The 24,569-nt window shown below is 71.7% G+C and carries 19 protein-coding genes; 7 read left to right on the top strand and 12 right to left on the bottom strand.

Annotated elements, in window-relative coordinates; all coding sequences use genetic code 11:
- The 3 genes from ND747_RS17275 to ND747_RS17265 form a co-directional block, all read right to left on the bottom strand.
- The coding region (locus ND747_RS17275) for a PAS domain-containing protein (protein ID WP_251734630.1) at positions 1-1,675 on the bottom strand (1,675 nt) is incomplete at its 3' end.
- A gap of 299 nt (positions 1,676-1,974) precedes the next feature.
- Complete coding sequence (locus ND747_RS17270) at positions 1,975-4,728, bottom strand: GNAT family N-acetyltransferase (RefSeq protein WP_251734629.1); 2,754 nt, start codon at positions 4,726-4,728, stop codon at positions 1,975-1,977.
- A gap of 7 nt (positions 4,729-4,735) precedes the next feature.
- Positions 4,736-5,959 (bottom strand): acetoin utilization protein AcuC, encoded by a 1,224-nt coding sequence (locus tag ND747_RS17265; protein WP_251734639.1) that lies wholly within the window; start codon positions 5,957-5,959, stop codon positions 4,736-4,738.
- Between the two features lie 132 nt (positions 5,960-6,091).
- Here ND747_RS17265 and ND747_RS17260 point away from each other — a divergent pair, with 132 nt between their 5' ends.
- The gene (locus tag ND747_RS17260; protein ID WP_251734628.1) at positions 6,092-8,167 is read left to right on the top strand and encodes an acetoacetate--CoA ligase; all 2,076 of its coding nucleotides are present in this window, start codon (positions 6,092-6,094) and stop codon (positions 8,165-8,167) included.
- 154 nt (positions 8,168-8,321) lie between these two features.
- On the opposite strand, the gene ND747_RS17255 is transcribed toward ND747_RS17260, so the two are convergent.
- On the bottom strand, positions 8,322-9,596 hold the full coding sequence (locus ND747_RS17255) for an RNA polymerase sigma factor (RefSeq protein ID WP_251734627.1): 1,275 nt from the start codon (positions 9,594-9,596) through the stop codon (positions 8,322-8,324).
- Positions 9,597-10,368: 772 nt separating this feature from the next.
- Between ND747_RS17255 and ND747_RS17250 the strand changes: the two genes are divergently transcribed.
- The gene (locus tag ND747_RS17250) at positions 10,369-11,706 is read left to right on the top strand and encodes an amylo-alpha-1,6-glucosidase (RefSeq protein ID WP_374216257.1); all 1,338 of its coding nucleotides are present in this window, start codon (positions 10,369-10,371) and stop codon (positions 11,704-11,706) included.
- 283 nt (positions 11,707-11,989) lie between these two features.
- On the opposite strand, the gene ND747_RS17245 is transcribed toward ND747_RS17250, so the two are convergent.
- On the bottom strand, positions 11,990-12,160 hold the full coding sequence (locus tag ND747_RS17245; protein WP_251734625.1) for a hypothetical protein: 171 nt from the start codon (positions 12,158-12,160) through the stop codon (positions 11,990-11,992).
- A 272-nt stretch (positions 12,161-12,432) separates the two neighbouring features.
- On the opposite strand from ND747_RS17245, the gene ND747_RS17240 reads away from it, so the two are divergent.
- The 3 genes from ND747_RS17240 to ND747_RS17230 are packed head-to-tail and all read left to right on the top strand — an operon-like array spanning position 12,433 to position 13,506.
- A complete protein-coding gene (locus ND747_RS17240; protein ID WP_374216256.1) occupies positions 12,433-12,795 on the top strand; it encodes a DUF2089 domain-containing protein in 363 nt (120 codons plus the stop codon).
- Positions 12,795-13,052, top strand: a complete 258-nt coding sequence (locus tag ND747_RS17235; protein ID WP_251734623.1) for a hypothetical protein — start codon at positions 12,795-12,797, stop codon at positions 13,050-13,052. Before ND747_RS17240 ends, ND747_RS17235 begins: the two co-directional genes overlap by 1 nt.
- A 31-nt stretch (positions 13,053-13,083) precedes the next feature.
- Complete coding sequence (locus ND747_RS17230; protein WP_251734622.1) at positions 13,084-13,506, top strand: hypothetical protein; 423 nt, start codon at positions 13,084-13,086, stop codon at positions 13,504-13,506.
- A 270-nt stretch (positions 13,507-13,776) separates the two neighbouring features.
- On the opposite strand, the gene ND747_RS17225 is transcribed toward ND747_RS17230, so the two are convergent.
- The 3 genes from ND747_RS17225 to ND747_RS17215 form a co-directional block, all read right to left on the bottom strand.
- Positions 13,777-16,785, bottom strand: coding sequence for a vitamin B12-dependent ribonucleotide reductase (locus tag ND747_RS17225; RefSeq protein WP_251734621.1), 3,009 nt, complete (start codon positions 16,783-16,785; stop codon positions 13,777-13,779).
- 312 nt (positions 16,786-17,097) lie between these two features.
- Positions 17,098-17,697 (bottom strand): transcriptional regulator NrdR, encoded by a 600-nt coding sequence (nrdR, locus tag ND747_RS17220; RefSeq protein ID WP_251734620.1) that lies wholly within the window; start codon positions 17,695-17,697, stop codon positions 17,098-17,100.
- 292 nt (positions 17,698-17,989) lie between these two features.
- Positions 17,990-18,238: a LysM peptidoglycan-binding domain-containing protein gene (locus ND747_RS17215; protein ID WP_251734619.1), complete on the bottom strand. Its 249-nt coding sequence runs from the start codon at positions 18,236-18,238 to the stop codon at positions 17,990-17,992.
- A 541-nt stretch (positions 18,239-18,779) separates the two neighbouring features.
- Here ND747_RS17215 and lexA point away from each other — a divergent pair.
- Complete coding sequence (lexA, locus tag ND747_RS17210; RefSeq protein WP_251734618.1) at positions 18,780-19,556, top strand: transcriptional repressor LexA; 777 nt, start codon at positions 18,780-18,782, stop codon at positions 19,554-19,556.
- Positions 19,557-19,747: 191 nt separating this feature from the next.
- Here lexA and hflX read toward each other — a convergent pair whose 3' ends face one another.
- The gene (gene hflX / locus ND747_RS17205) at positions 19,748-21,208 is read right to left on the bottom strand and encodes a GTPase HflX (RefSeq protein WP_251734617.1); all 1,461 of its coding nucleotides are present in this window, start codon (positions 21,206-21,208) and stop codon (positions 19,748-19,750) included.
- A gap of 146 nt (positions 21,209-21,354) precedes the next feature.
- Between hflX and ND747_RS17200 the strand changes: the two genes are divergently transcribed.
- Positions 21,355-22,221: a helix-turn-helix transcriptional regulator gene (locus tag ND747_RS17200; protein WP_251734616.1), complete on the top strand. Its 867-nt coding sequence runs from the start codon at positions 21,355-21,357 to the stop codon at positions 22,219-22,221.
- Positions 22,222-22,241: 20 nt separating this feature from the next.
- Here the strand turns inward: ND747_RS17200 and ND747_RS17195 are convergent, their stop codons facing one another.
- Genes ND747_RS17195 through ND747_RS17185 form a run of 3 tightly spaced genes read right to left on the bottom strand, consistent with a single transcriptional unit; the run spans position 22,242 to position 24,566 of the window.
- On the bottom strand, positions 22,242-22,658 hold the full coding sequence (locus ND747_RS17195) for a VOC family protein (RefSeq protein WP_251734615.1): 417 nt from the start codon (positions 22,656-22,658) through the stop codon (positions 22,242-22,244).
- Positions 22,655-23,665 (bottom strand): diaminopimelate epimerase, encoded by a 1,011-nt coding sequence (gene dapF, locus ND747_RS17190; RefSeq protein ID WP_251734614.1) that lies wholly within the window; start codon positions 23,663-23,665, stop codon positions 22,655-22,657. The genes ND747_RS17195 and dapF overlap by 4 nt, the downstream gene beginning before the upstream one ends.
- Positions 23,666-23,669: 4 nt before the next feature.
- The gene (locus tag ND747_RS17185) at positions 23,670-24,566 is read right to left on the bottom strand and encodes an EAL domain-containing protein (protein WP_251734613.1); all 897 of its coding nucleotides are present in this window, start codon (positions 24,564-24,566) and stop codon (positions 23,670-23,672) included.
- Between the last annotated feature and the right edge of the window lie 3 nt (positions 24,567-24,569).

Genomic DNA, 24,569 nt, shown 5'->3' with positions numbered 1-24,569 from the left:
GTGCGGTGCGGCCCGCCGCCGCGTCCACGGTCAGCCGGTCGAACGCGCCGGCACGCTCGATGGCCCGGGCGGCAGCCGCGGCCACCCCGCCGAGGTAGGTGCGCTCGGCGGGCGTGAACGTCCGCGCCGTCGGGAATCCGAAGGTGACCACGCCGACCGGGGCACCCTCGGCAGGGATCAGCGGCAGCAGTGCCCAGGCCTGCTCGCCGGTGGCGGCCAGCGAATCGGCCAGGCCCGCCACGGGCCAGCGAGCGAGCAGCTCCGCCTGGTCGGACAGGAACAGCGCCCGACCACCCCGGACCACCTCGGCGATGGGATGCACCGCGCCGAGGGCGACGTCCGGCCACGACCAGGCGCGGCTGCCGCCGCCGGGTGGACGCAGAAAGCGCAGCTCGTCATGGTCGGGATCGATCAGGGCGACCCCGCGCGCCTCGGCCTGGACCGCCTGGCCGCCGGCGTCGAGGATCGCGGTGACGACCTCGTCGACGGTGTCGGCCCCGGCCAGGGCGACCGCGAAGCGGCTGCCGGCCTCAAGCCGGTCCTCGGTGGCCGTGGCCTGCTGTGCGGTCGCCTCGGCCAGTCGCTGCGTCGCCACCGCCTGCTCTTCGGAGTTCTGCGCCCGCTGGTTGGCCGCGGCGGCCTGGTCCGCGCTCTGTTCGGCCTGGCGCTCGGCGGCGGTGGCCCGGGATTCGGCTGCCTCCGCGCGCTCGGCGGACTGCTCGGCCCGGCGATCGGCGGCCTCCGCCCGTCCGACCGCCGCCTCGGCTCGCTCGTCGGCGGCCTGGGCCCGGGCCTGCGCCTCGGCCAGCCGTCGGTCAGCGGAACTCGCCTGCTCGGTGGCCGACCCGACCTGTTCCCGGGCCGCCACGACCTGTGCCTCGGCTTCCTGCGCCCGGCGCAGGGCGGTCTCCAGCTGCTGTTGCCCCGCATCCACCTGCGCCTGCGTGGACGTCACCTGTTCCTCGGCGACCTCCGCCCGATGCTCGGCCGCCTCCGCCCGCTGCTCGGCCGCCTCGGCCCGCTGCTGCGCGGCGACGGCCTGCTGCTGCACGGCATCCACCTGCTGCTGCGCGGCATCCGCCCGCTGCTCGGCGGCAGTCGCCCGCTGCTCGGCGGCAGTCGCCTGCTGCTCGGCGGCGACGGCCAGGGCCTCGGCCTGTCCACGGTCCCGCTCGGCCTGCCGGACGCTGGTGACGTCCACCGCGACGAAGGCGAGGCCGACCGGGCCGAGCTGCGGGTCGTTCACCGGGAACCAGCTGGCCGACCAGGTCCGGGTCGGGGCACCGGCACCACCCGCGACCCCCACCTCCAGGTCGATCACCGGCTCGCCGGTCCGCAGCGCCCCGGCGACCAGGGCGTCGAGTTCCTGGCCGGTGTCGCCGAGCACCTCACTGACGGTGCGGCCCAGATGATCCTGGACGGGCCGGCGGGCCAACCGGGACAGGGTGTCGTTGACCCGGACGAACCGGCCAGCGCGGTCGAGCAGGGCGAGTCCGACCGAGGCTCGGGCAAACAGGGCATCGAGCAGGGCGTAGGCGGCGATGGCCGGATCGACCACGCCAGCACCGCTGGCCGCAGCCGTCCCCCGGCCGGGACCCGTGCCGGCGCCTCCGGGCACTCCCCCGAGCCCCTCGCCGCCCTCCCGCGCCACCATCGGCCAGCCCGGTGGCAGCACGGGCAGATCCCGGCCGTCGGCCGGTCCCGGCCCGGTGGACGAGGCCGCTGCCGACGAGGCCGACGAGGCCGACGAGGCCGCGGCGGAGACCGATGACAGTGGTGAGACCGATGACGACGGTGAGACCGATGACGACCCAGGCCCGGGGTTACCCGGGGGCACCCGTCCGGCCAGCCCCGGACCGGGTAGCCCGGCTCCGATCACACCAGTGGCCCGACCGGGCCATCCGGACTCGAACTGGGGACCCCCGGAGGCTCCGGAAGCAGGCCATCCGGGGGGCTGCTCGGAGTGCGGCGACGTCATGGGAGACGATTGTGGCCGGTGTGACCATGTTGTGCAGAACCGCCCCAGGTCGGCGTCGCTCCGACAGCGGGCGAGGCGGGCTCGGACGCGGCCCGTCGCGGGTCCGCGGCGGACGACGCGGACTCCCCGAGCGGCAGGGCCGGCGTCCAGAACCGGCGTGGTCCGACGTCTGCCCGGGGCACGGACGGCCCGACCACGACCTCGGCGGACAGCACCGTGATCCGCTCCGCCGACACGACCACCGGGTCAAGAGTGAGACTGACCACCTCGGGCAGATCGTCGGCGAGCCGGCCCACCCGCAGCAGCAGATCCTCGAGCGCCGCGACGTCCAACGGCTGCGAACCGTGGTAGCCGAGCAGCAGCGGCGCGGCCCGCACCGCCCGCACCAGCCGGGCCGCATCGACGTCGGTCAGCGGCAGGATGTGGTGCGCGCGGTCACCGAGGAGATCGGTCGCGGGGCCGGACAGACCGAAGGAGACCAACGGCCCGTAGCGGGGATGCTCCTCCGAACCGACCACGACCGGCACCCCCGCCGCCGCCATCGGCTGCACGGCCAGCGGCAGCGCCTCACCGAGCTGGGCGCGCAGCGACTCCCAGGCGGCCCGCACCGCGGCGGCGTCGGCCAGTTCCAACCGCTGGCCACGCAGGTCCGGCCGGTGACGGTAGGGCTGGGCCAGCGCCTTGAGTGCCACCGGATACCCCAGGGTGTCCGCGGCCCGGACGGCCGCCGCCGCCGAGGTGACCACCGGGGCCGGCAGCACCGTGATGCCGTAGTGGGCCAGCAGGGCCGCGGTCTGCTCGTCCGACAGTCGCCGGGACGGACGGGCGGTGCCCTCGGGGGCGGCGAGCCCGGCCCGGACGTCCTCGAGACGCGCCGGCAGGCCCGGCAGTGCCGGCACGGTGCCGCTGGCTCTGCCCCGCCACTCGGCGTAGCCGACGACGCGACGCAGCGCCGCCACCGCCGCCTCCGGTGAGGGGTAGGCGGGGATGCCGGCCAGGCTCGGGGGAAGCGCCACCCCGCGCACGGCGACCAGCACCGGGACGTCCACTCCCCCGACGGCCGCGCCTCCGACGGCCGCGCCTCCGACGGCCGCTCCGATGACCCGGGCCAGGCCGTCCAGTGCCGAGGTGGGCGAGGCCACCGGCAGCTGCACGACGGCCACGATCAGCGCGTCGGCCCGGCCCGCGGCATCGTGCAGGGCGGCCGCGAACAGGGCCGGGTCGCCGCCTGCGGGCAGCAGCACCTCCTCCGCCACGAGACCGGCGGCGTCCGCGGCCCGGGCGGTCAGGCGCACCAGCGCCCGCGAGTCCCCGACGACGCAGACCCGTCGGCCCGCCGGCAGCGGCTGGGCGGTCAGCAGCAGGGCGACGTCGAACGCCTGGGAGATCCGCTCGACCCCGATCACGCCGGCCTGGCGCAGCAGCGCGTCGTCGAGGACGGAGCGTCCCGCGTAGACCGTCACCACCGGCTTGCGCCGCCCCACCCGCCGGGCGAGGCGGACGAACTTGCGCGGATTGCCAAACGTCTCCAGATGCATGATCACCGCGTCGGTGGCGTCGTCCTCCTCCCAGTACTGGAGTAGGTCGTTGCCGCTGACATCGCCGCGGTCGCCGGCGGAGACGAAGCCCGACAGCCCCACTCCGCGGGCGGCGGCCGCCTCGATGATCGCCCCGCCGAACGGCCCGGACTGCGCATAACAGCCGATCCGCCCGGGCAGCGGCATCCACGGGACCATGCTCGCGTTCAGGCCCACCCCCGGGTTCTGCACGCCCATGCTCGCCGGGCCCACCACCCGCATCCCGTCGGCCCGGGCCTCGGCGACGAGCATCTCGTCGGCGGCGTCGTCACGCTGGTCGGTGATCACCACCATGGCCCAGACCCCGGCCCGTCCACAGGCGGCGATGGCACCGGGCACCGCGGCCGGCGGCACACACACCACGGCCAGATCCACCGGCTTGGGCACGTCCTCGATGCCGGCGTAGGCACGGATCGAGGCGACCGAGGTGCCCGCGGCCGCGGCGGCGGGGTTGACCGGGTACACCGCGCCGTCGAAGCCGCCGGCGAGCAGATGACGCAGGATCGCGTTGCCGACCGAACTGGTGGAACGGCCCGCGCCGAGCACGGCGATCGCCCGTGGATGCAGTAGCCGGCGGATGGAGGCCGCCTCCGCGCGGTGCTCCCGGGCCCGCATCACGTCGACGGACCGTTCGGTCGGCGTGATCTCGAACGACAGCCGGACCTCGCCGTAGTCGAACGCCCGCGCCACCGTGTACCCGGCCTCGATGAACACCCGGATCATCTGCCGGTTCTGGCTGAGCACGTCCGCGTCGAAGCGGCGCACGCCCCGGTCACGCGCCGCCGCCGCCAGATGCTCGAGCAGGATCGAGCCGAACCCGCGGCCCTGCTGGTCGTCCTGGACCAGGAACGCGATCTCGGCCTCGGTCGGCCGCGCCGCCGTGCCCTCCCAGTGCGCGACCGCGACCAGATCGTCTCCGATCATCGCGACGAGCGCGCCCCGACGACGCTGGTCGACCACCGTCATGTGCCGGATGTCCTCGTCGGACAGGGAACGGCGGGCCGCGAAGTAGCGGAAGTAGATCGTCTGCAGGGAGAGCCTGGTCCAGAACGCCCGCAACAGTGGCCCGTCGGACGGCAGGATCGGCCGGATGTGCGCCGTGCCACCGTCGGTGAGGATGACGTCGGCCTCCCATTCGGCCGGGTAGACGACCGGCGGTTCGGCGTCGCTCACCGGTCGCTCACCGGTCGCGCGTCGGATCGAGGCCGTGCAGCGGCAGGATCTCGTGACGGGTCTGCGCGACCGCCCGGTCCAACGGGCTGTCCGGATCACCCTCACCCGCGTCCCACGGCCGGTAGCGCACGCTCGCGCCGTCCCCGAGGGTGTGCGGCATGCCGATGGTCGAGCCGACCGACGCCACGCCGGTGGCCGCCCGGACCCGTTCCGGTGCGGCGGCCCGCCACTGCACCGGCAGCATCGCACCGGGTTCGAGCGGATGGTGCGCGGCGATCGCGAGCAGCTGCGTCCAGGCTCTGGGCACGACCGCGTCCAGCGCGTACCCGCCGCCGCCACAGGCCAGCCAGCGGCCGTCACACAGATCATGGGCCAACGTGTGCAGCGCCTCGTAGGAGGCCCGCTGCCCGTCCACCGACAGGTCCAGATCAGCCAGCGGATCGAGCGTGTGGGTGTCGCAGCCGTGCTGGGTGACCAGCACCTGCGGACGGAACTCCCGCAGCAGCACCGGGACGACCCCGGAGAACGCCCGCAGCCAGCCGGCGTCGCGGGTCCCCGCCGGCAGCGCCACGTTGACGGCGCTGCCGGCCGCCTGCGGCCCACCGGACTCGGCGGGAAAGCCGGTGCCGGGAAACAGGGTGCGTCCCGACTGGTGCAGCGAGATCGTGAGCACCCGCGGATCGTCGTAGAACGCAGCCTGCACACCGTCGCCGTGATGCACGTCGACGTCGACGTAGGCGACCCGTTCGGCCCCGGCGGACAGCAGCCAGGCGATCGCGACCGCCGGATCGTTGTAGATGCAGAAGCCGCTGGCCGCCCCCGGCATCGCATGGTGCAGACCGCCTGCGATGGCCACGGCGTGGCGCGGCGGGCCGTCCCACACCGCGTGGGCGGCGTCGAGAGTTCCGCCGGTGATCAGCGCGGCGGCCTCGTGCATCCGGGCGAACACCGGATTGTCAGCGGTACCCAGCCCGAAGCGGGCGACCAGCCGGGCGTGCACCGGCTCGGGGGCGACCCGCACGGCGGCGACGTAGGCCGGGTCGTGCACGAGCTCGAGCAGCTCGTCGGGTGCCAGGCTGGGCGCGGCCAGCTCCAGTCCGGGAGCGTCGAGCACACCCAGCTGACTGGCGAGGTCCATGGTCAGACCCAGCCGCACCGGGTGCAGCGGATGCTGCGGCCCGAAGTCATAGCGGGCCATGGCGGGATCCCAGGCCAGCAGCGTCGGCACCATCACGTCTCGACGGTAGCCCCAACGGGCGGTGTCGGGCAGCCGCACCCGGGCGGTGCAGGCAGTACAGCCCAGCGGTACGAACGACTGTGGGTTTACCGTGTGCCCCGCCCACATGCCCTAGGGTCAGTGCCCGTGGCAGCTGACGGATCGGTACCGCTGTGGCGTCCCACCCCCGAACGGGCCAGTCGGGCCGTGGTGACCCACTACCGGAACTGGCTCGCGCAGGAACGCGGCGTGGCCCTGGCCGACGACGCCGCCCTGTGGCGATGGTCGGTCGACGAACTCGGGGACTTCTGGGAGTCGATCTGGGACTTCTGCGCGGTCCTCGGCGAGCGCGGCCCGGGACCGGCCCTGGCCGACCCAGCGATGCCCGGCGCGGTGTGGTTTCCGGGCGCGCGGGTGAACTACGCCGAGAACGCGCTGACGCGGCGCGGCCCGGCTCCGGCCCTCATCGGCGTGCGGGAGGACGGCGCGACCGCCGTCGTGTCCTGGGACGAGCTGCGCCGCCAGGTCGCTCGCGCCGCGGCGGGGCTGCGCGCCCTGGGCGTCACCGAGGGCGACCGGGTCGGCGCCGTGCTGCCGAACACCGTCTATGCGGCGGTGGCGATGCTGGCCACCGCGAGCCTCGGCGCGGTGTGGTCGTCCTGCTCCCCGGAGCTCGGCCCGACGGCGCTCGCCGCCCACCTCACCCAGGTCCGCCCCACGGTGCTGCTGGGCGTCGACGGCTACAGCCACCGCGGCCGGGCCTACGACACGGTCGGGGCGCTGGCCGCCGTCGCCGCCGACCTGCCGGACCTCGCCGCGACGGTGATCGTGCCGTACCTGTCGCCCGACGCCTTCACCCGGGCCCACGAAGCCGGCCTGGCAAACCTGCTCACCTGGGACGAGCTGCTGGCCACCGACCCGGGCGAGCTCACCTTCACCCGGGTCCCCTTCGACGCGCCGCTGTGGGTCCTGTTCTCCTCGGGCACCACCGGCCCGCCGAAGGCGCTCGTCCACGGGCACGGCGGCATCCTGCTCGAACACCTCAAGATCCTCGCCCTGCACCTGGACATCGGCCCGGACGACCGCTACTGCTGGTTCACCACGACCGGCTGGATGATGTGGAACCTGCTGGTCTCCGGTCTGCTGGTCGGCGCCACCGTGGTGCTCTACGACGGCGCGCCCGGCTATCCGGCGCTCGGCACCCAGTTCGGGCTCGCCGAGGCCCTGGAACTCACCGTGCTCGGCACGTCCGCGGCTTACCTGCACGCCTGCCGGGACGCGGGGCTGGTGCCCGGCCAGGACGCCGACCTGTCGCTGCTGCGCACGCTCGGGTCGACCGGCTCGCCGCTGTCGCCGTCCGGCTATGCCTGGGTGTACGAGGCGGTCAGCGCGGACGTGCTGCTGTCGTCGATCAGCGGCGGCACCGACGTGTGCACGGCGCTGCTGGCGGGCCTGCCGACCGGGCCGGTCCGGGCCGGCGAGATCGGCGGACGGGCCCTGGGCTGCGCCGCGGCCGCCTTCGACGACGACGGCACACCGCTGGTCGACCAGGTCGGCGAGCTCGTGGTGACCGCGCCGATGCCCTCGATGCCGGTGGCACTGTGGAACGACCCGGACGGCAGCCGGCTGCGGGAGACCTACTACGCCACCTATCCGGGTGTCTGGCGCCACGGTGACTGGGTGCGCTTCACCGCGAACGGTGCCGCCGTCGTGGAAGGACGCTCGGACGCGACGCTGAACCGGCACGGGGTTCGGATCGGCACCGCGGAGCTGTACGGGGTGGTGGAGGCGCTGCCCGAAGTGATCGACAGCGTCGCTGTCGACATCTCCGATGCCACGGACGGGGTGGACGGCACGGGGGGTGCCGGCGGTGCGGGCCTGCTGCTGTTCGTGGTGCTTGCCGAGCCGGGCCTGACCCGGCAGACCGCGGATCGCATCCGGGCGGCGCTGCGGACCGAGCTCAGCCCCCGGCACGTGCCCGACGAGATCATCGAGATCGCCGCCGTGCCCCGCACGCACACCGACAAGAAGCTCGAGGTCCCGCTCAAGCGCCTGCTCGGCGGCGCGGAGCTGGCCGAGGTGGTGAGCCTGGACGCGGTGGCCAACCCGGAGGCGCTGCGGGCGTTCGCCGCGGCCGCCGCCCGCCGTCGCGACCACGGCGCGGCCCCGGCGACGTCAGCGGTGTCAGCGGCGCAGACAGCAAAGCCGGATCTTCGCTGCTGATCAGCGAAGATCCGGCTTCCATCGGTCACCCGGTGCCACGGTCACCCTCCACCGTGATACCCGGACGGGTGCCACCCGAGACCTCGAACACGTACCCGCCGAGCGGGTATCGCCGCGACCGCCGACGGGGGGTGGTGCCGGCGGCCGGCGGTGGTCAGTCGAGGAACTCGCGCAGCCGGCCGGCGACCGCGGGCTTGCGCAGCTCACGCAGCGTGTCCCGCTCGATCTGGCGAATGCGCTCGCGGGTGAGGCCCAGGCGGTTGCCCACCTCGGCGAGGGTGTGCTGCTTGCCGTCGGCGAGGCCGAACCGCAGCCGCATCACCTCCCGCTCCCGCGGGTTGAGCCCACCGAGAACGTTGTCGATCTCGTCCTGCATGGCGCCGTAGGAGGCGGCGTCGGCCGGCGAGGTCGCGTCCGAATCCTCGATGAAGTCACCGAGCACGGAATCGCCGTCGTCGCCGACGGACGTCTCCAGGCTGACCGTGTCCTGCGCGTAGCGGCGCAGTTCGACAACCTGCTCGATCGGCATGTCGAGCTCGAGCGCGAGCTCCTCGTCGGTCGGTTCCCGACCGAGCGTGGAGACGAGCTGGCGCTGCAGCCGCGTGATCTTGTTGATCTGCTCGACCACGTGCACCGGGATGCGGATCGTCCGGGCCTGGTCGGCCAGGGCACGGCCGATGGCCTGGCGAATCCACCAGGTCGCGTAGGTGGAGAACTTGTAACCCTTGGCGTAGTCGAACTTCTCCACCGCGCGAATGAGGCCGAGGTTGCCCTCCTGGACCAGGTCCAGCAGGGTCATCCCGCGACCGCTGTACTTCTTCGCGACGGAGACGACCAGGCGCAGGTTCGCCGAGACCAGCTGCTGCTTGGCAGCGTGACCGTCCCTGACCAGCAGAGCCAGCTCCCGGCGGAGATCGGCGGGCAGGTCGGGAACGGCCTCCAGCTTGTGCTCGGCGAACAGGCCGGCCTCGACCCGCTTGGAGAGCTCGACTTCCTGAGCTGCGTTGAGCAGCGGCACTTTGCCGATCTCACGCAGGTACATACGCACGAGGTCGGCGGTGCCGGCGTGCTCGGCGGTGGCGCGGCTGGCGGCGACGGAGTCGTCGGCCGCCTCGCCGTCCTCCTCCTCGAGGAGCTCGACACCGGCGGCGTTCAGCCGCGCGATGAGCGCGGGGAGCAGCTCAAGGCCGATGTCGGCGGCCTCGAGAGCGTCCCGCAGCTCGGAACGGCTGATCTCGCCGGCCTCGCGACCGCGGGCGATGACATCGGCGACCGCGCTCACATCAAGCTCGTCGACGTCATCGGACACGGCCGCCAGGGAACGGCTGGTGGCGGTACGGGCAGGGGTGGCGGACCGGCGAGTACGCCGCGGGCTACGCGGGCGGTTCTCGTCGGTACGCTCGGCAAGGTCCAGGGCAGGCAGCGTCATCAGTGGCAAATCCGATGGTCGGTGCGGGTGGGACGTCTGTTTCCGTGCACATGGGAGGCAACGAACGATGCTGCGGAACCATTCCCTGTGCAGGGCGCACCCGGACATCAGCGATCGCCGGGCCTAGCGGCAGTGTAGACCCTGACCTTCGAGACGCTGTACTCGCTGTCGCGAAGACTACCTGTCAGATCCCCTCGTGTGGCGTGTTCAGCGAACTATCTTGACCGTCTTGCGTGCCCGGATCCCCGCCGCACCCCCATATCTTCAACTCCGAGTAGCACAATACTCACTTTCGGCAATAATTTTGCGGCGGCTGCCACGCGCGCCACATTTCTGCTTCGCTACCGCCATCGAGCCGCTCCTCGGCGTGGCTCACACCAGGAGGTGCCGGCAGCCCCCCACTCGGCGGCCCCCACTCGGGTGCGCCCGGGTGGGCCCGGGCCCGAGCGCCGTCCCGCACCGCCCCACATTCGCCCGTCCCGACGACTCGCGGCGACAGCACCGTCCGGAACCTGTCCCGCCTATGTCCCCCGACGTCGTCGCGATGCCATCCCGAAGCCATCCCGAAGCCATCCCGAAGCCATCCCGGTGCCATCCCGAAGCCATCACACGTCCGCCGGATAGCCGCCGCGCAGCCATCCGGTACCGCCCTGATGCCGGCGTGTCGACTCCCCGATCCAACTCGGCCACGGTCCGCGTTCGTCCAGGTAATGCCGGCCACACCCGGAGCAGCCTCCCGATGGGCACAGGGTGTGACGGCTACTCTCACACGATGGTCGCTCCCAGCCTCCCGACCGAGCTGGCGGCGCTGCGCGAGACCGCGGTCTCGGTGCTGCGCGGCAACGACCTCGGTGACGTCACCCGGCCGTCTCCGACGTTGTATCCACACCAGTGGCTGTGGGACTCCTGTTTCATCGCGATCGGGCTGCGCCACCTCGACCCCGAGCGCGCCGCGACCGAGATCCTGTCGCTGCTGCGCGGCCAGTGGCCCAGCGGCATGATCCCGCACGTGATCTTCGCCGAGACCACGGACTTCTACCATGCCGGCCCGCAGCGCTGGCGTTGCGACCGGGTGGCCACGACCGCCGGCGGCATGCAGAGCACCGGCGTGACCCAGCCGCCGATGATCGCCGAGGCGGCCGTGCGGGTCGGCGAGACGATGTCCGGCTCACAGCGCGCGGCCTTCTACCGCGCGCTCTACCCGGGGCTGCTGCGTTTCCACCAGTGGCTCTATGACGAGCGCGACCCCGATGACGACGGACTGGTGGCCCTGGTCCACTCCTGGGAGTCGGGGATGGACAACACCCCGACCTGGATGGAGATCACCCGACCGGCCGCGCCGCTGGGGGTCCGGGTGCTGCGCCGGATCAACGGTGATGACGCGCTCGACGCGCTGCGCCGTGACTCCAAGGAGGTGCCGCCGGACGAGCGGCTCACCTCTGGCGACCTGTTCACGCTGTACCGGATCGTGCGCGAGCTGCGCCGGTCGCACTACAACTTCCGCGAGATCCGGCGCACGATCGTCCCGCTGGTACAGGACGTGGCCTTCAACGCGATTCTGGTCCGGGCGAACGAACACCTGGCGACGATCGCCGCGGAGATCGGCGAGGTCATCCCGCCCCGGCTGCGCCGCTCGATCCGCCGCTCCCGCGAGGCGATGAGCCAGCTCGCCGTCGACGGCCTGTACTACAGCCGTGACTTCCGCACCCACACGCTGCTACGGCAGGAGACCATCGCTGGCCTGTTGCCGTTGTACGCCGGGGTCGTACCCGACGACCGGGTGGACGCCATGGTCAAAATGATCAGCTCACCGCGGTACTGGTCGCGGTTCGGCGTGGCCAGCGTCCCCCTGGACGACCCGGCTTTCCTGCCCCGCTGCTACTGGCAGGGCCCGGTCTGGGTGAACATGAACTGGCTGATCGCCGACGGCCTGGAACGCTACGGCCGCCTCGATGCAGCCGACGACCTGCGCCGCAACACCGTCGACGTGATCGCCGCCTCCGGCGCCATGTACGAGTACTACTCCCCCCTGGACGGCTCCGGCGCCGGTAGCAACCGCTTCTCCTGGACCGCCGCCCTGCTCGTCGATCTGCTCGCCACCCAGCGCTGACCCGCCCATCCGCCGGGCCATCCCAGCCCCGACGGTTCCGCGCAACCACCGGCCACGATCTCAGCCCGGCAGGGCCCCGGTTCCGCTTTCGGGAAGCGGTGGGACGGCCAGCCGAGCGATGGTCACGGTGTGACCTGATGCGCTGGTCCGCGTCTCCAGCGGACCATCCGGGTCCAAACCGGGCTGAGAACGCCGATCGAACAGGACGACGTACCCGGCCGACAGACCGAGGTGGTTCAGGTAACCGTCCAGCTGGATCATCTCTTTCCCGACCTGATCGGCATCACCCGGACGCCTCGGCGATCCGCAGACCACCCTCGGACGACTCGGCAACCAGACCAAGATCACACACGTAGCGCCGGTCGTCGGAGTACGTCAGGCCGGCAGGCTCCTCGGTGGCGGCAAGGACGGGTTCGAGAACCCGCCGAACCTCCGGCTCCCGCAGCCTGCGCACGAGCGAGTCACGATGGCTGGGTCTGGCCTGGACGACCCGCTCACGCGCGACGCCGACATGCTCGACCGTGACCGGTTCGGTGGCCGGGATCCTCCAACCTGCTCTCCGGGCTCGCAGCCGACGGCCGGCAGATCGCCCGGTCGATATCCGGCTCGCAGCGGACCGAAGGACCCGAGTCCGAACTTGACCATCAAGATCTTAAAAAAATTAAGATCAGCTTCTTGAAAATTGAGTTATAAGTCGGTTGAATCTTAGACATGGCCAAGCGGGCAATGGACTGGCAGGAGCTCACCGACCTCACCAGAGGTCACCCGTTCGTCGTCGAACGGGTGCGCCTGACGGCCAGTGACGTTGCGATCGAGGGCGAGTTCGAGCTTCCCCAGCTGGCCCAGCTGGGCGTCGAGGACCAGGTCTTCGTCATGGCGTTCGTGCGGTGCCACGGCTCCATCAAGGAAATGGAGCGGATCTTCGGGGTGAGCTACCCGACGATCAAGTCGCGGCTGAACCGGATCATGCGGATGCTCGACTTCGTCGAGACCGATCCGGCGCCGTCGCGGGCCGACGTCATCGACCGGCTGCGCCGCGGCGAGATCACTGCCCAGCAGGCGGTGTCCGAACTTGAGGCCCATCCGTGATGCCGCAGCTGGTAACCGTGCGGATCGGGCGCCCGAACGGTCGCCCGATCCGGATCTGGGTCCCGGTGCTTCCGCTGGTCCTCGCGCTCTCGCCCCTCCTGGTCCTGGCGGTACCGGCAGCGGTCGTGGCCTGTCTGCGATACCGCGTCAGTGCGGTGCAGGCGCTCAGCACCGGCTGGCGCGTCGTCGGCGCGCTGCCCGGCGCCCGGTTCGACCTCGAACAGGGTCGCACGGCTGTGCATGTCGCCATCCGATAAGGCTCGTCGCCATCCGACAAAGGAGACTCCGATGAACGACCAGCGCAAGGACATCCTCGACCTGCTGGCCGAGGGCAAAATCACCGCGACCGAGGCGGAGCAGCTCATCGCCGCGCTCGAGCCGGCCCTGGCGCCGGCCGCGGTGGGCCTCGACGCCCGGCCGAAGGGCCGTCCGAAGTACCTGCGGGTACTGGTGGACACCGTGGAGAACGGCGAGCCGGGACGAGTCAACGTACGGGTGCCGCTGCAGCTGCTGCGGGCCGGCGTACGACTCGCCGCCCTGATCCCACCGCAGGCCCTGGGCCGGGCCAACACCGAGCTGGGCAAGTCGGGCATACCCGTTGATCTCACTCAGCTCAGGCCCGAGCAGCTCGAGGCACTTGTGGAGCACCTCGACGAGATGACCGTGGACATCGACCAGCCCGACGCCAAAGTGCGCGTCTTCTGCGAGTAGGCCATCCGGCCAGCAAGGACCACGGAACGCACCACCCACGGCAGACAGCTGCCGCCTGGCATCCAGCGCCAGGTACACCGTCGTCCGCGTCATCGACATGCTCTGTCCGGCAACCACCATCAAGCCTGTGAGCACACGGCTTCGGTGCACCTGCTCGCAGCCCGGTCCCATCGCGGTCATACCCACCACGCCGTCGTCGCGAACGCCGATGGCAGCAGCGACGCGGCTACCCGGGGTGGCCCCGGGTAGCCGCGGGCAGGTGAGCTGCGGTCAGCTGCAGCCGCTGGTGGAGCCGCACTGCTCGCAGACGTAGCAGCTACCGGCCGGACGCATCGTCACACCGCAGGTGAAACACAGCGGGGCGTCGACGACCGTCTGGGCGATCAGCGACTCCCCGGGTGGGGCCAGGCGCAGTTCCCGGGCGACGTACTCGGGGCCGTGCCCGTTCGCGTGCGCCACCCCGTTGCTGTGCGCGGTTGACGCGGCGGGGGCTGCCTGCCCGAGGGCGGACGAAGCCGCGCTCGAGATCTCCCCGATCCGAGCGGTCGGAGCATCCACAGCGCTCACCGCTACCAGCGCACCCGAGGTGGCCTCACTGTCGGTGGCCTCACTGTCGGTGGCCTCACTGTCGGTAGCCGCACTGTCGGTAGCCGTAGTGCTACCGCCGTACTGGCCGGCGACGGCGCGGGTGCGCTCGGCGGCGGAGGAGATGCCGAGCTCGGCGCGATGGTCGGCGTCGAGATAGTCCAGGGCAAGGCGACGGAACAAATAGTCCATGATCGACTGGGCGATCCGGACGTCCGGGTCGTCGGTCATGCCGGCGGGCTCGAAGCGCATGTTGATGAACTTGCTGACATACGCCTCGAGCGGCACGCCGTACTGCAGGCCGATGGAGATGGCGATGGCGAAGGCGTCCATCACACCGGCGAGTGTGGAGCCCTGCTTCGACATCTTGATGAAGACCTCGCCGAGGCCGTCGTCCGGGTAGGACCCGGCGGTCAGGTAGCCCTCGGCGCCTCCGACGGCGAACGACACCGTCTGCGACGGGCGGGTCTTCGGCAGCCGGCGGCGCACCGGCCGGTACTCGATCTCCGGCGGGGCGGCGACGGGCACCGGCTGCGCCGAGGCGGCTGCGGCGGCGGCCGACGCGTCCGCGTCCCGCCGGGCGCCCCTGACGTCGGTCAGCGGCTGGCCGACCTTGCAGTTGTCGCGGTAGATGGCCAGGGCCTTGAGGCCGAGCCGCCAGCCGGCGAGGTAGATCTCCTCGACCTCCTCGACGGTGGCCGTCGAGGGCATGTTCACCGTCTTGGAGATCGCGCCGGACAGGAACGGCTGCACCGCGGCCATCATCCGGACATGTCCCATCGGGGAGATCGCCCGCTCGCCGATGGCGCAGTCGAACACCTCGTAGTGCTCCTGGCGCAGACCCGGGGCGTCGACGACGTGCCCGTGCTCGGCGATGAACTCGACGATCGCCTCGATGGTCTCCTCGGCGTATCCCAGCGCGCGCAGCGCGGCCGGCACCGTCTGGTTCACGATCCGCATGCTGGCGCCGCCGACCAGCTTCTTCATCTTGACCAGGGCGAGATCCGGCTCGATACCGGTGGTGTCGCAGTCCATCGCAAGACCGATGGTGCCGGTCGGGGCGAGCAGGCTGACCTGGGCGTTACGCCAGCCGTGCTTGTCACCGACGGACTGGGCCTTCGCCCATTCCCTCGAGGCAGCGGCCAGGACGCGGGTGTCCTCACCGTGCGCCGCGCGGACGGCGTCGCTCGCCGCGGCGTGCTTGCGCACGACCCGGCGGTGCGCGTCGGCGTTGCGGGCGAAGCCGTCGTAGGCGCCGACGATGCCGGCAAGCTCGGCGGAACGGCGGTAGGCGGTGGCGCTCATCAGCGAGGTGATCCCCGCGGCCAGCGCCCGGCCGCCGTCGGAGTCGTACGCCCGGGCGCTGGCCATGAGCAGTGCGCCGAGGTTGGCGTAGCCGATGCCGAGCTGCCGATAGGCACGGGTGACCGTGGTGATCTCCGGTGTCGGGAAATCCGCGAAGCAGATCGAGATGTCCATCGCCGTGATGATCAGCTCGACGGCGGCGACGAACGCGTCGGCGTCGAAGGTCCGGTCCGGACGCAGGAACTTCAGCAGGTTCAGCGACGCCAGGTTGCAGCTGGAGTTGTCCAGGTGGACGTATTCGCTGCACGGGTTGGACGCGCTGATCCGGCCCGACTCCGGGCAGGTGTGCCAGTCGTTGATGGTGCCGTCGTACTGGATGCCCGGGTCGGCACAGGCCCAGGCCGCCTCGGCGATCGTGCGGAACAGCTTCTTCGCGTCGATCGTCTCGATCGTGCGACCGTCCAGACGGGCCCGCAGGGCGAAGTCCTGATCGTCGACGACGGCCTGCATGAACTCGTCGGTGACCCGCACCGAGTTGTTGGCGTTCTGGTACTGCACCGAGGCGATGTCACGCCCACCGAGGTCCATGTCGAACCCGGCGTCGCGCAGCGCCCGGATCTTGTTCTCTTCCCGGGCCTTCGTCTCGACGAACTCGACGATGTCCGGGTGGTCGACGTCCAGCACGACCATCTTGGCGGCCCGCCGGGTCGCCCCACCGGACTTGATCGTCCCCGCCGACGCGTCGGCGCCGCGCATGAAGCTCACCGGGCCGGAGGCGGTACCCCCGGAGGACAGCAGCTCCTTCGACGAGCGGATCCGTGACAGGTTCAGCCCCGCCCCCGATCCCCCCTTGAAGATCAGACCTTCTTCCCGATACCAGTTGAGAATAGATTCCATGGTGTCATCAACCGAAAGAATGAAACAAGCCGAGACCTGCTGCGGGGCTGTGGTGCCGACGTTGAACCAGACCGGCGAGTTGAAACTGAAGACCTGGTGGAGCAACATCCAGGTCAGTTCGTGCTCGAAGATCTCGGCGTCGGCGTCGCTGGCGAAGTAGCCGTGCTCGCGGCCGGCGGCGGTGTAGGCGAGCACCACCCGGTCGATGAGCTGACGCAGCGAGGACTCCCGGATCGCCGTGCCCAGCGCGCCACGGAAGTACTTGCTGGTCACGATGTTGGAGGCGTTGACCGACCAGAAGTCGGGGAACTCCACCCCGCGTTGCTCGAAGTTGACCGAGCCATCCCGCCAGTTGGTCATGACGACGTCCCGGGACTCCCAGGTGACCTCATCGTAGGGGTGGACTCCGGCGGTGGTCCGCGAGCGGCGAATCTTCAGCCCGGACGGCCTGGCTGTTACCTTACCCGCCCTGGTGCCGCGGCTTTCGGTCATGACGCTCCTCGTCCTGTCCTCGTACTCATCGGCGCGCGCCGGCTCGCCATGCCGCGGCGGCCGCGCTGGGTATGACATGCCCGCAGGCCACGGTTGCGCGCTGGATGCTCGGCCGGCGGCTCACGCAGGAGCACCAGACGGGCACGGCGAAACAGGGCATACGGGAGAAATCCACGTCGGCGGGGTCAGGTCGTCCCGGGCTTGCCGGGACGGACCGGCGTGGCGATGTGATGCTGCGATCAAGGCCAGTTGAAGAACAGGGTCAGTGGAAGAACAGGGCCCACTGGGAGCACGGCCAACCGGAGAACACGGTCAGCTGCGGTCTGCCCCGGCCTCGACGGGCGGGCCTGGCGCCCGGGTCAGGCCGTAGGGCCGGACCACGCCACCCGGACCTGCTCTGGGTGGGCTCTCGTCTGCCGGTGGCCCTGCCCGCTCGGCCGGGTGGGCGGGTTCCCGGCGCGCACCGGCGGTCTCCGCCCGCAGTGCCGAAATCGCGTTCTCGAAGTCGGTGAGCGACTCGAAGGCCAGATACACCGAGGCGAAACGCAGGTAGGCCACCTCGTCGAGCTCCCGGAGTGGGCCGAGGATCGCCCGGCCGATCGCCTCCGCGGGGACCTCTGCGGAGCCCGCGGAACGCACCGCGTCCTCCACCCGCTGCGCCAACAGGGCAAGATCATCATCACGTACCGGCCGACCCTGGCAGGCCTTGCGCACGCCGGTGATCACCTTCGCCCGGCTGAAGGGCTCGGCCACGCCGCTGCGTTTGACCACCCGCAGCGAGGCCTCCTCCATCGTCGTGAACCGACGACCACAGGACAGGCAGGAGCGACGCCGACGGATCGCCGAGCCCTCCTCGGCCTCCCGGCTGTCGACGACACGACTATCCGGATGTCGGCAGAACGGGCACCGCACGCGGGACGCCTCCTCAGCCGAACAAGCACCAGATGTTGTGTCCAACTCTAGCGCACCACACCATGACTGGGACGAGGACCCCCTACCGTGCCACTCCGGGACACCGATCCGCGGATGGCTGGCAACCGTCCGCAAGCGCCGCCCGGCCGGCCGGAACAGTGGGATACCGGCAGGTCACGCCAACAGCCACTCCCCCACCGGGCCGGAGACCGAGGGTGCCCGGATGGTCGGGGGTACCCGGCATCCCCACCGGCGCCGACGCCCGCGCCGATGGGGATGCCGGCCGCCGACATCAGTCCAGTAACAGGAACATGCCCGGCGCAAGATCGACCGAGGTGAGATGGTTGATCCGCATCAGCCGGTCGACCACGATCCGGGTGTCGGCGTCGGGATCGAGCGCGACGGCAATCTCCCAGAGCGTCTCCCCCGCCATCACCAGATGCCCGCGCGGCGGCTCGCCCGCCCACGCCAGCGAGGCGCGCGGCACCATCACCATCAGCGCGGCAGCGACGCACAGCGCGATGACCGCGACCACAACCACCCGCCCACGTCGGGTCAGCCGCAACGGCGGCCGGGCGCCGCCCCTCGCCCGCGCACCCGCCGGCACGCAACGCCCCCACCCACCACAGCACCCGCACCCCGGCCCGGCCGCACGGAGCGCCGACGGGCGGTCGACCAGCGAGGGCGCAACCGGCGGACGGGCACCGCCACGCCGCTCGGCCCGCACCGCCGCCAGATCGACGACCCGCGTTGCGTGGTCCACACTCACGACAACCTCCCGGGGCGAGCGGACAGGAGCCGGTTACGAACTCCCGTTCGATCGAACTACTGGTCGATTGTGGCACGGGCCCACGAGGAGGGGAAGAGACACGCTCGAACAGACGTTTGAGATTCCGCGACCATCCGGTTACCGTCAAGGCGATCAGGTGTGGACCGGACGATCCACCCGGTCGCGAGCACTGCGGGGCGTGTGGTGTCGGACACTTTCGGTGACCCGACAGTCGTGCGGCCATCCGGTTCGCGACCCAGGGGCGATGTCCGGATACCCACTACGTGGTACGCGACAAGGAGAGCGGTAAGCGATGACCACCCAAAGCAGGGGAACGCGCCGGGGCGGTGCACGCGGCAACGTGCGAGCCTTTCCGGACAACCCCGCGGACGCGCCCGGACTGACCCCCCGGCAGCGCAAGGTGCTCGAGGTCATCCGGGCGGCCGTGGAGCGGCGCGGATACCCGCCCAGTGTGCGGGAGATCGGCGAGGCCGTCGGGCTGACCAGTACCAGCAGCGTGGCCCACCAGCTCAAGATGCTGGAGGAGAAGGGCTACATCCGGCGTGACCCGAACCGCCCACGGGCGATGGAGGTGCTCGGCGCCGACCGTCCCCGCCGTGGCGGGAACGCGAGCGGGAACGGCGCCGGTGCGGCAACGGTGGTGCCGGTGTTCCCCGGCGTGGCGCCGGCCGCGCCGGCGAGCAGCGGCGACCCACAGGCGACATACGTGCCCGTGATCGGGCGGATCGCCGCTGGCGGGCCGATCCTGGCCGAGCAGGCCATCGAGGATGTCTTCCCGCTTCCACGGGAGATCGTCGGCGAGGGCACGCTGTTCCTGCTGCGGGTCGTCGGCGAGTCGATGGTGGGCGCGGCGATCTGCGACGGCGACTGGGTGGTCGTCCGCCAGCAGCCGGTCGCGGACAACGGCGAGATCGTCGCTGCCATGATCGACGGCGAGGCGACCGTCAAGCGCCTGCGGGTGCGTGACGGCAAGGTGTGGCTACACCCCGAGAACCCAAGCTTCAGCGACATCCCGGGGGAAGGGGCGTCCATCCTCGGCCGGATCGTGGCCGTGCTGCGCCGGGTCTGACGTCCGACCAGCGAGGGCCGGCCGCACCAGGCGGCCGGCCACTTCGGATGGAGTCAGAACCGGATGGAGTCAGAACCGGCTGACGTCAGAACCGGCCGGGGTCGGATCCGGATGAGGTCAGCCGAGCGCCGACCGGCACGCCCCGGTCAGGGGTCGGCCACCCAGCCGGCGCATTCGGGCTCGCGGGCCGCTCAGGCGCGGAACATGTCAAGATCCGCGGCGAGCGCCGGTGAGACGCGGGCCGTCAGTCGGGTGCCATCGCCGGTGTGTTCCTGGCCCAGGATCTCGCCGAGGGCGTGGACCCGGGAGACCAGGTCACCCCGCGTGTACGGGAGCAGGACCGTGAGCTCCACGTCCGGATGCGGCACCTGCTCGCACAGGGCGTCGACGAGGGCGTTGAGCCCGTCACCGGTGCGCGCGGAGACGAACACCGCGTCCGGGGCGAGCTGGCGCAGCTCCGCCAGCACCGTCGGCTCGGCCGCGTCGACCTTGTTGACGACGATCAGCTCGGGCACACCGCCCGCATCGATGTCGTTGAGGACCTCCCGCACCGCCGAGATCTGGCCGGCCGGGTCAGCGGCGGAGCCGTCGACCACATGCAGGATGAGATCGGCGTCGGCGACCTCTTCCAGGGTGGAGCGGAACGCCTCGACGATCTGGTGTGGCAGGTGGCGGACGAACCCGACCGTGTCGGTCAGGGTGAAGGCACGCCCGTCGGGCAGGGTCGCGCGGCGCACGGTGGGATCGAGCGTGGCGAACAGCGCGTCCTCCACCAGGACTCCGGCGCCGGTGAGCCGGTTGAGCAGCGACGACTTGCCGGCGTTGGTGTAGCCGGCGATCGCCACCGACGGCACCTCACCGCGGCGCCGCGACGATCGCTTGGTCTCGCGCACCGTGGACATCGCGGCAAGGTCACGGCGCAGCCGGGCCATCCGGGCCCGCAGCCGGCGACGATCTGTCTCGATCTTGGTTTCGCCGGGGCCGCGGGTACCGATCGGTGCACGACCACCACCGCTGGCGGCGGCCCGCGACATCGATTCACCCCAGCCGCGCAGCCTCGGCAGCATGTACTGCAGCTGCGCGAGCTCGACCTGCGCCTTGCCCTCGCGGGACGTGGCGTGCTGGGCGAAGATGTCGAGGATCAACGCGGTCCGGTCGATCACCTTGACCTTGACGATCTCCTCGAGCTGACGGAGCTGGCCCGGGGTGAGCTCACCGTCGCAGATCACCGTGTCGGCGCCGGTCGCGGCGACGACCTCGGCCAGCTCCCGCGCCTTGCCGGAACCGACGTAGGTCGCGGCGTCCGGCCGGTCGCGGCGCTGCACGAGGGCGTCGAGAACCGCCGAACCCGCGGTCGTGGCCAGGGCTGCGAGCTCCGCCATGGACGCCTCGGCCGCTCGCAGCGAACCCGACGTCCACACCCCGATGAGCACGACCTGCTCCAGGCGGAGCTGCCGGTACTCGACCTCGGTGACGTCCTCGAGCTCGGTGGTGAGACCCGGCACTCGGCGCAGGGACGCGCGGTCCGCCAGGTCGAGACCATCACCCGAATCGGCGAAGAATCCAGAAAGTGCCGCTGTGTCGTCGTCGGCGAGTTCGATGAGAGATCTGTTCATGGTGGACGCATCCAGGGCGTCGGTGGGAAGTGTCATACCATCCGTTCTCAACGCGCACCCGCTGCCGCGGCATTCCGCGTCGCTTCGTCAGGCCAGGTCACGCGCGTGTGCGGCAACCTCCGGTGTCTGTCAGGGTCCCACGCCGGCCCGGCGATCGCGAACGGTTTTGGCCGGCTCTCGAGATGTGTCCAGGGCTGGCGCCGTCCCGTTCCACGTCCACCGGGCGGGTCGGGACGGGGCGTAGCCTCGCCTTCGTGTACCGCGAGCACCGCTACGCAGGGCTGCCGGCCACGGTCTGGACCGCCCAGGCGGACCGGCCCGATCGGGTGAACCACCCCGGCCCTCCTGACCAACCGGGCCAGGCCAACCGGATCGCGGCCGCGGACAGCGCACACCGGGTGCTGCCCGACGCCAGCATCGACATCATCTGGAGTTCGGACGGCCGGCTGATCGTCGCCGGCCCGGACACCACCGCCACCATCGCACGCTGGGCACCCGGGGTGCAGCACGTCGGAGTGCGCTTCGACCCTGGTCACGGACCTGCCTACCTGGGAACGGATGCCGAGTTGCTGCGCGATGGCCGGGTCGACCTGGCCGAGCTGTGGGGCGACGGCCCGGCGCGGCGATTCGCCGACCGGCTCGCGGCAGCGCCGCCGGAGGCGGCGGCGCGGGCGGGGGTCATGACGGCGGCACTGGCCGGACGGGAACCCGATCCGAGACTGTCCGACCCCCTGGCACCGGCGATCGTGGCCGGTACCCGGGAGCATCGTCCGGTGGGGGACCTTGCCCGGTCGATCGGGCTGAGCGAGCGCCAGCTGCTGCGCCGCAGCCGGCGGGTCTTCGGTTACGGCCCGAAGACACTGGCCCGCGTCCTGCGCCTGCAGGACGCGCTACGCACCGCCCGGCTGGGTCATGGGCTGGCCCAGGTGGCGGCCATGGCCGGGTATGCCGACCAGGCCCATCTCGCCCGCGAGGTGCGGGCACTCGCTGGCGTCACCGCCACCGAGCTGCTCACACCGACCACGGACGAGCCACGGAAGACTCACTGACGGTCCACGGTGGGTTGGGGTCAGGAGTTCGCCGGGATGGCTGCCGACAGCGGGGCGTAGAGGTCGACGGTGTTGCCGTCGGGATCGACGACGCTGGCGTAACGCTGGCCCCAGAAGGCATCCCACGGCGCCAGATGGCTGCCGTACCCGGCCGCGACCAGATCGTCGTGGACGACGTCGACCTCGGCCGGGCTGTCGCAGGCGAACGCGAGGCCGATCCGGCCGCGACCGCTGGTCGCCGGGGCCCAGCCCGGGTCGAAGGAGCGAACGGTGTCCTCGGTGTCGAACAACAACCGCAGCCCGCCGGGCAGGACGACCTCGACGTGCGGTTCGGTGTCGGCGGCGGCCGGGATGTCGAGCCCGAGCCGGCGGTAGAAGGCCAGGCTTCGGGCCAGGTCCGAGACGATCAGGCCGGTGCCGTTGAAAGAGACGGTCATGGTTGCAGGCTAGGCTCGCCCAGATCCGCGGGTCTTGTCGAAATCGGACCTCCACCGGCGAACGCCCCGGGGCGCACGACCCCGTCGAAAACCAGCTCGGCCGGACCCCGCAGCAGCACCGAGTCGGCCTGCCACCGGACCGTCAGCGCCCCGCCGGGGACGTCCACCGCCACCTCGACCTCACTGCCAGCCGCGCCGCCGGCCCTGGTGCCGGCCACGTCGTCGGTCCCGGTGACGGCCGCGGTGGGTCGTCGACCGTGGCGGTCGGCCCAGGCCACCGCCACGGCGCAGGCGCCCGTGCCGCACGAGGCGGTCTCCCCGACGCCGCGTTCGTACACCCGCATGGCCACGCCCCCGCCGGGACGGTCCACGACGATCTCGACGTTGACCCCCTCGGGAAAATCGTCGGCGCGGAACCGCGGTGCCTGGGTCAGATCGAGGCCGCGCAGGGCGACGACGTCCAGGTCGTCGGCGAAGCAGACCGCATGCGGGTTACCCATGGACACGGCGACGGCGCCGAACGCCCGGCCGGCGACCGAAACCAGCGGTGCCACGGTGCCCGCGGCGGCGAAGTGCGGGGGACCCATCTCGACGGTGACGTCACCGTCCGGTGGCACCTCGACCCGTCGCAGGCCCGCCCGGGTCGCCAGGACGAAGACGCCGGGGCGGGCATAACCGGCTTCGACGAGGTAGCGGGCGAACACCCTGGCCCCGTTGCCGCACATCTGGGCAAGCGAGCCGTCGGCGTTGCGGTAGTCCATGAACCAGCGGGCCGAACCGACGAACGCGGACGCGTCCGCAGTCGCGGCGGCGAGGACCACTCGCAGGACGCCGTCCGCGCCGATCCCGGTGCGCCGGTCGCACAGGGCGCGAACCAGCTCCGGAGTCAGGTCGAGGTCGCCGTCCGGGTCGGGCAGGATGACGAAGTCGTTGCCCGTGCCATGGCCCTTGACGAAACGCAGCTGCCGGTCATCGTGCACCGGCACATCGTACGGGCGCCCGCGCATCCGCTCAGCTCGGCGGCCCGGCGGCCGGCACCCAGGCCCGCAGGCGGTCGTCGGTGCGCTGCGGCGGACGGTGCCAGCGGTCGGGACGGCCCCGGCCGAGCGCGATCATCCGGGCGTCCTCGACCGGGACGGGTGGGCAGAACACCGGGCCGATGGCGCGGTCGCAGCCCAGGTCGTGCACCCGGGCGGCCAGCCGGGCGGTGTCGATGCCGTCGGCGACGACGGTCAGCGCCCGGCTGTGCGCGAGCCGGACGATCGCCGCCACGACCGCCTCCCCCTCCAGGTCACGCATGGTGGCCTGGAGATACACACCGTCAAGCTTGACGAGGTCCAGCGGCAGCAGGTCGAGCACGGCCAGCGAACCGAACCAGGTCCCGAACGACTCGACCGCGATCGCGACGCCCAGCGCGTGCAGCCGGGCCAGCAGCCCCGGCACGACCGGTGCGGCCAGGCCCAGCGCCCGTTCGCTGAACTCCAGACCGATCGCGCCCGCGGGTAGCAGTCGCCCGGACATCAGCCGGTCCACCTCGGTGACGAACGCGGGGCTGGCCAGTTGCCGTCCGTCGATGTTCACCCACAGCCGGGGCGGCCGGATCGGCGTGCCCACCGCCATCCGATGCCAGGTCCGTGCCTCGGTCACGGCCATTCGCAGCACCCACTGGTCGACCTGGTGGACAAGCCCGGCCGCCGCGGCGATCGGCATGAACTCCGCGGGGCCCAGTACTCCACGTTCGGGATGCTGCCAGCGTGGGTGCGCCTCCATGCCGGGAACCGAACCGTTGCGCAGATCCACCTCGGGCTGGAAATGCAGCCGCAGCGAGCCGTCGTCGAAGGCGGCGTAAAGAGCAGGGACGAGGGTCAGGTCGGGTGGCGAACCACCGGCGGTGGCGGGCACGGTCACAGC

Source organism: Frankia sp. R82 (genome assembly GCF_023716925.1).
In the GTDB taxonomy this organism is placed as follows: domain Bacteria; phylum Actinomycetota; class Actinomycetes; order Frankiales; family Frankiaceae; genus Frankia.
This window is presented reverse-complemented; position numbering and strand designations above follow the sequence as displayed.

Excerpts from the sequence above, each read along its gene's own strand:
- ND747_RS17195 (WP_251734615.1), bottom strand. The coding sequence starts at position 22,658 with ATGACCGTCTCTTTCAACGGCACCGGCCTGATCGTCTCGGACCTGGCC.
- ND747_RS17240 (WP_374216256.1), top strand. The coding sequence starts at position 12,433 with ATGGACTGGCAGGAGCTCACCGACCTCACCAGAGGTCACCCGTTCGTC.
- lexA (WP_251734618.1), top strand. The coding sequence starts at position 18,780 with ATGACCACCCAAAGCAGGGGAACGCGCCGGGGCGGTGCACGCGGCAAC.
- ND747_RS17230 (WP_251734622.1), top strand. The coding sequence starts at position 13,084 with ATGAACGACCAGCGCAAGGACATCCTCGACCTGCTGGCCGAGGGCAAA.
- ND747_RS17225 (WP_251734621.1), bottom strand. The coding sequence starts at position 16,785 with ATGACCGAAAGCCGCGGCACCAGGGCGGGTAAGGTAACAGCCAGGCCG.
- ND747_RS17265 (WP_251734639.1), bottom strand. The coding sequence starts at position 5,959 with ATGGTGCCGACGCTGCTGGCCTGGGATCCCGCCATGGCCCGCTATGAC.
- ND747_RS17200 (WP_251734616.1), top strand. The coding sequence starts at position 21,355 with ATGTGTCCAGGGCTGGCGCCGTCCCGTTCCACGTCCACCGGGCGGGTC.
- ND747_RS17255 (WP_251734627.1), bottom strand. The coding sequence starts at position 9,596 with ATGACGCTGCCTGCCCTGGACCTTGCCGAGCGTACCGACGAGAACCGC.
- dapF (WP_251734614.1), bottom strand. The coding sequence starts at position 23,665 with ATGCGCGGGCGCCCGTACGATGTGCCGGTGCACGATGACCGGCAGCTG.
- ND747_RS17250 (WP_374216257.1), top strand. The coding sequence starts at position 10,369 with ATGGTCGCTCCCAGCCTCCCGACCGAGCTGGCGGCGCTGCGCGAGACC.
- ND747_RS17235 (WP_251734623.1), top strand. The coding sequence starts at position 12,795 with ATGCCGCAGCTGGTAACCGTGCGGATCGGGCGCCCGAACGGTCGCCCG.
- hflX (WP_251734617.1), bottom strand. The coding sequence starts at position 21,208 with ATGACACTTCCCACCGACGCCCTGGATGCGTCCACCATGAACAGATCT.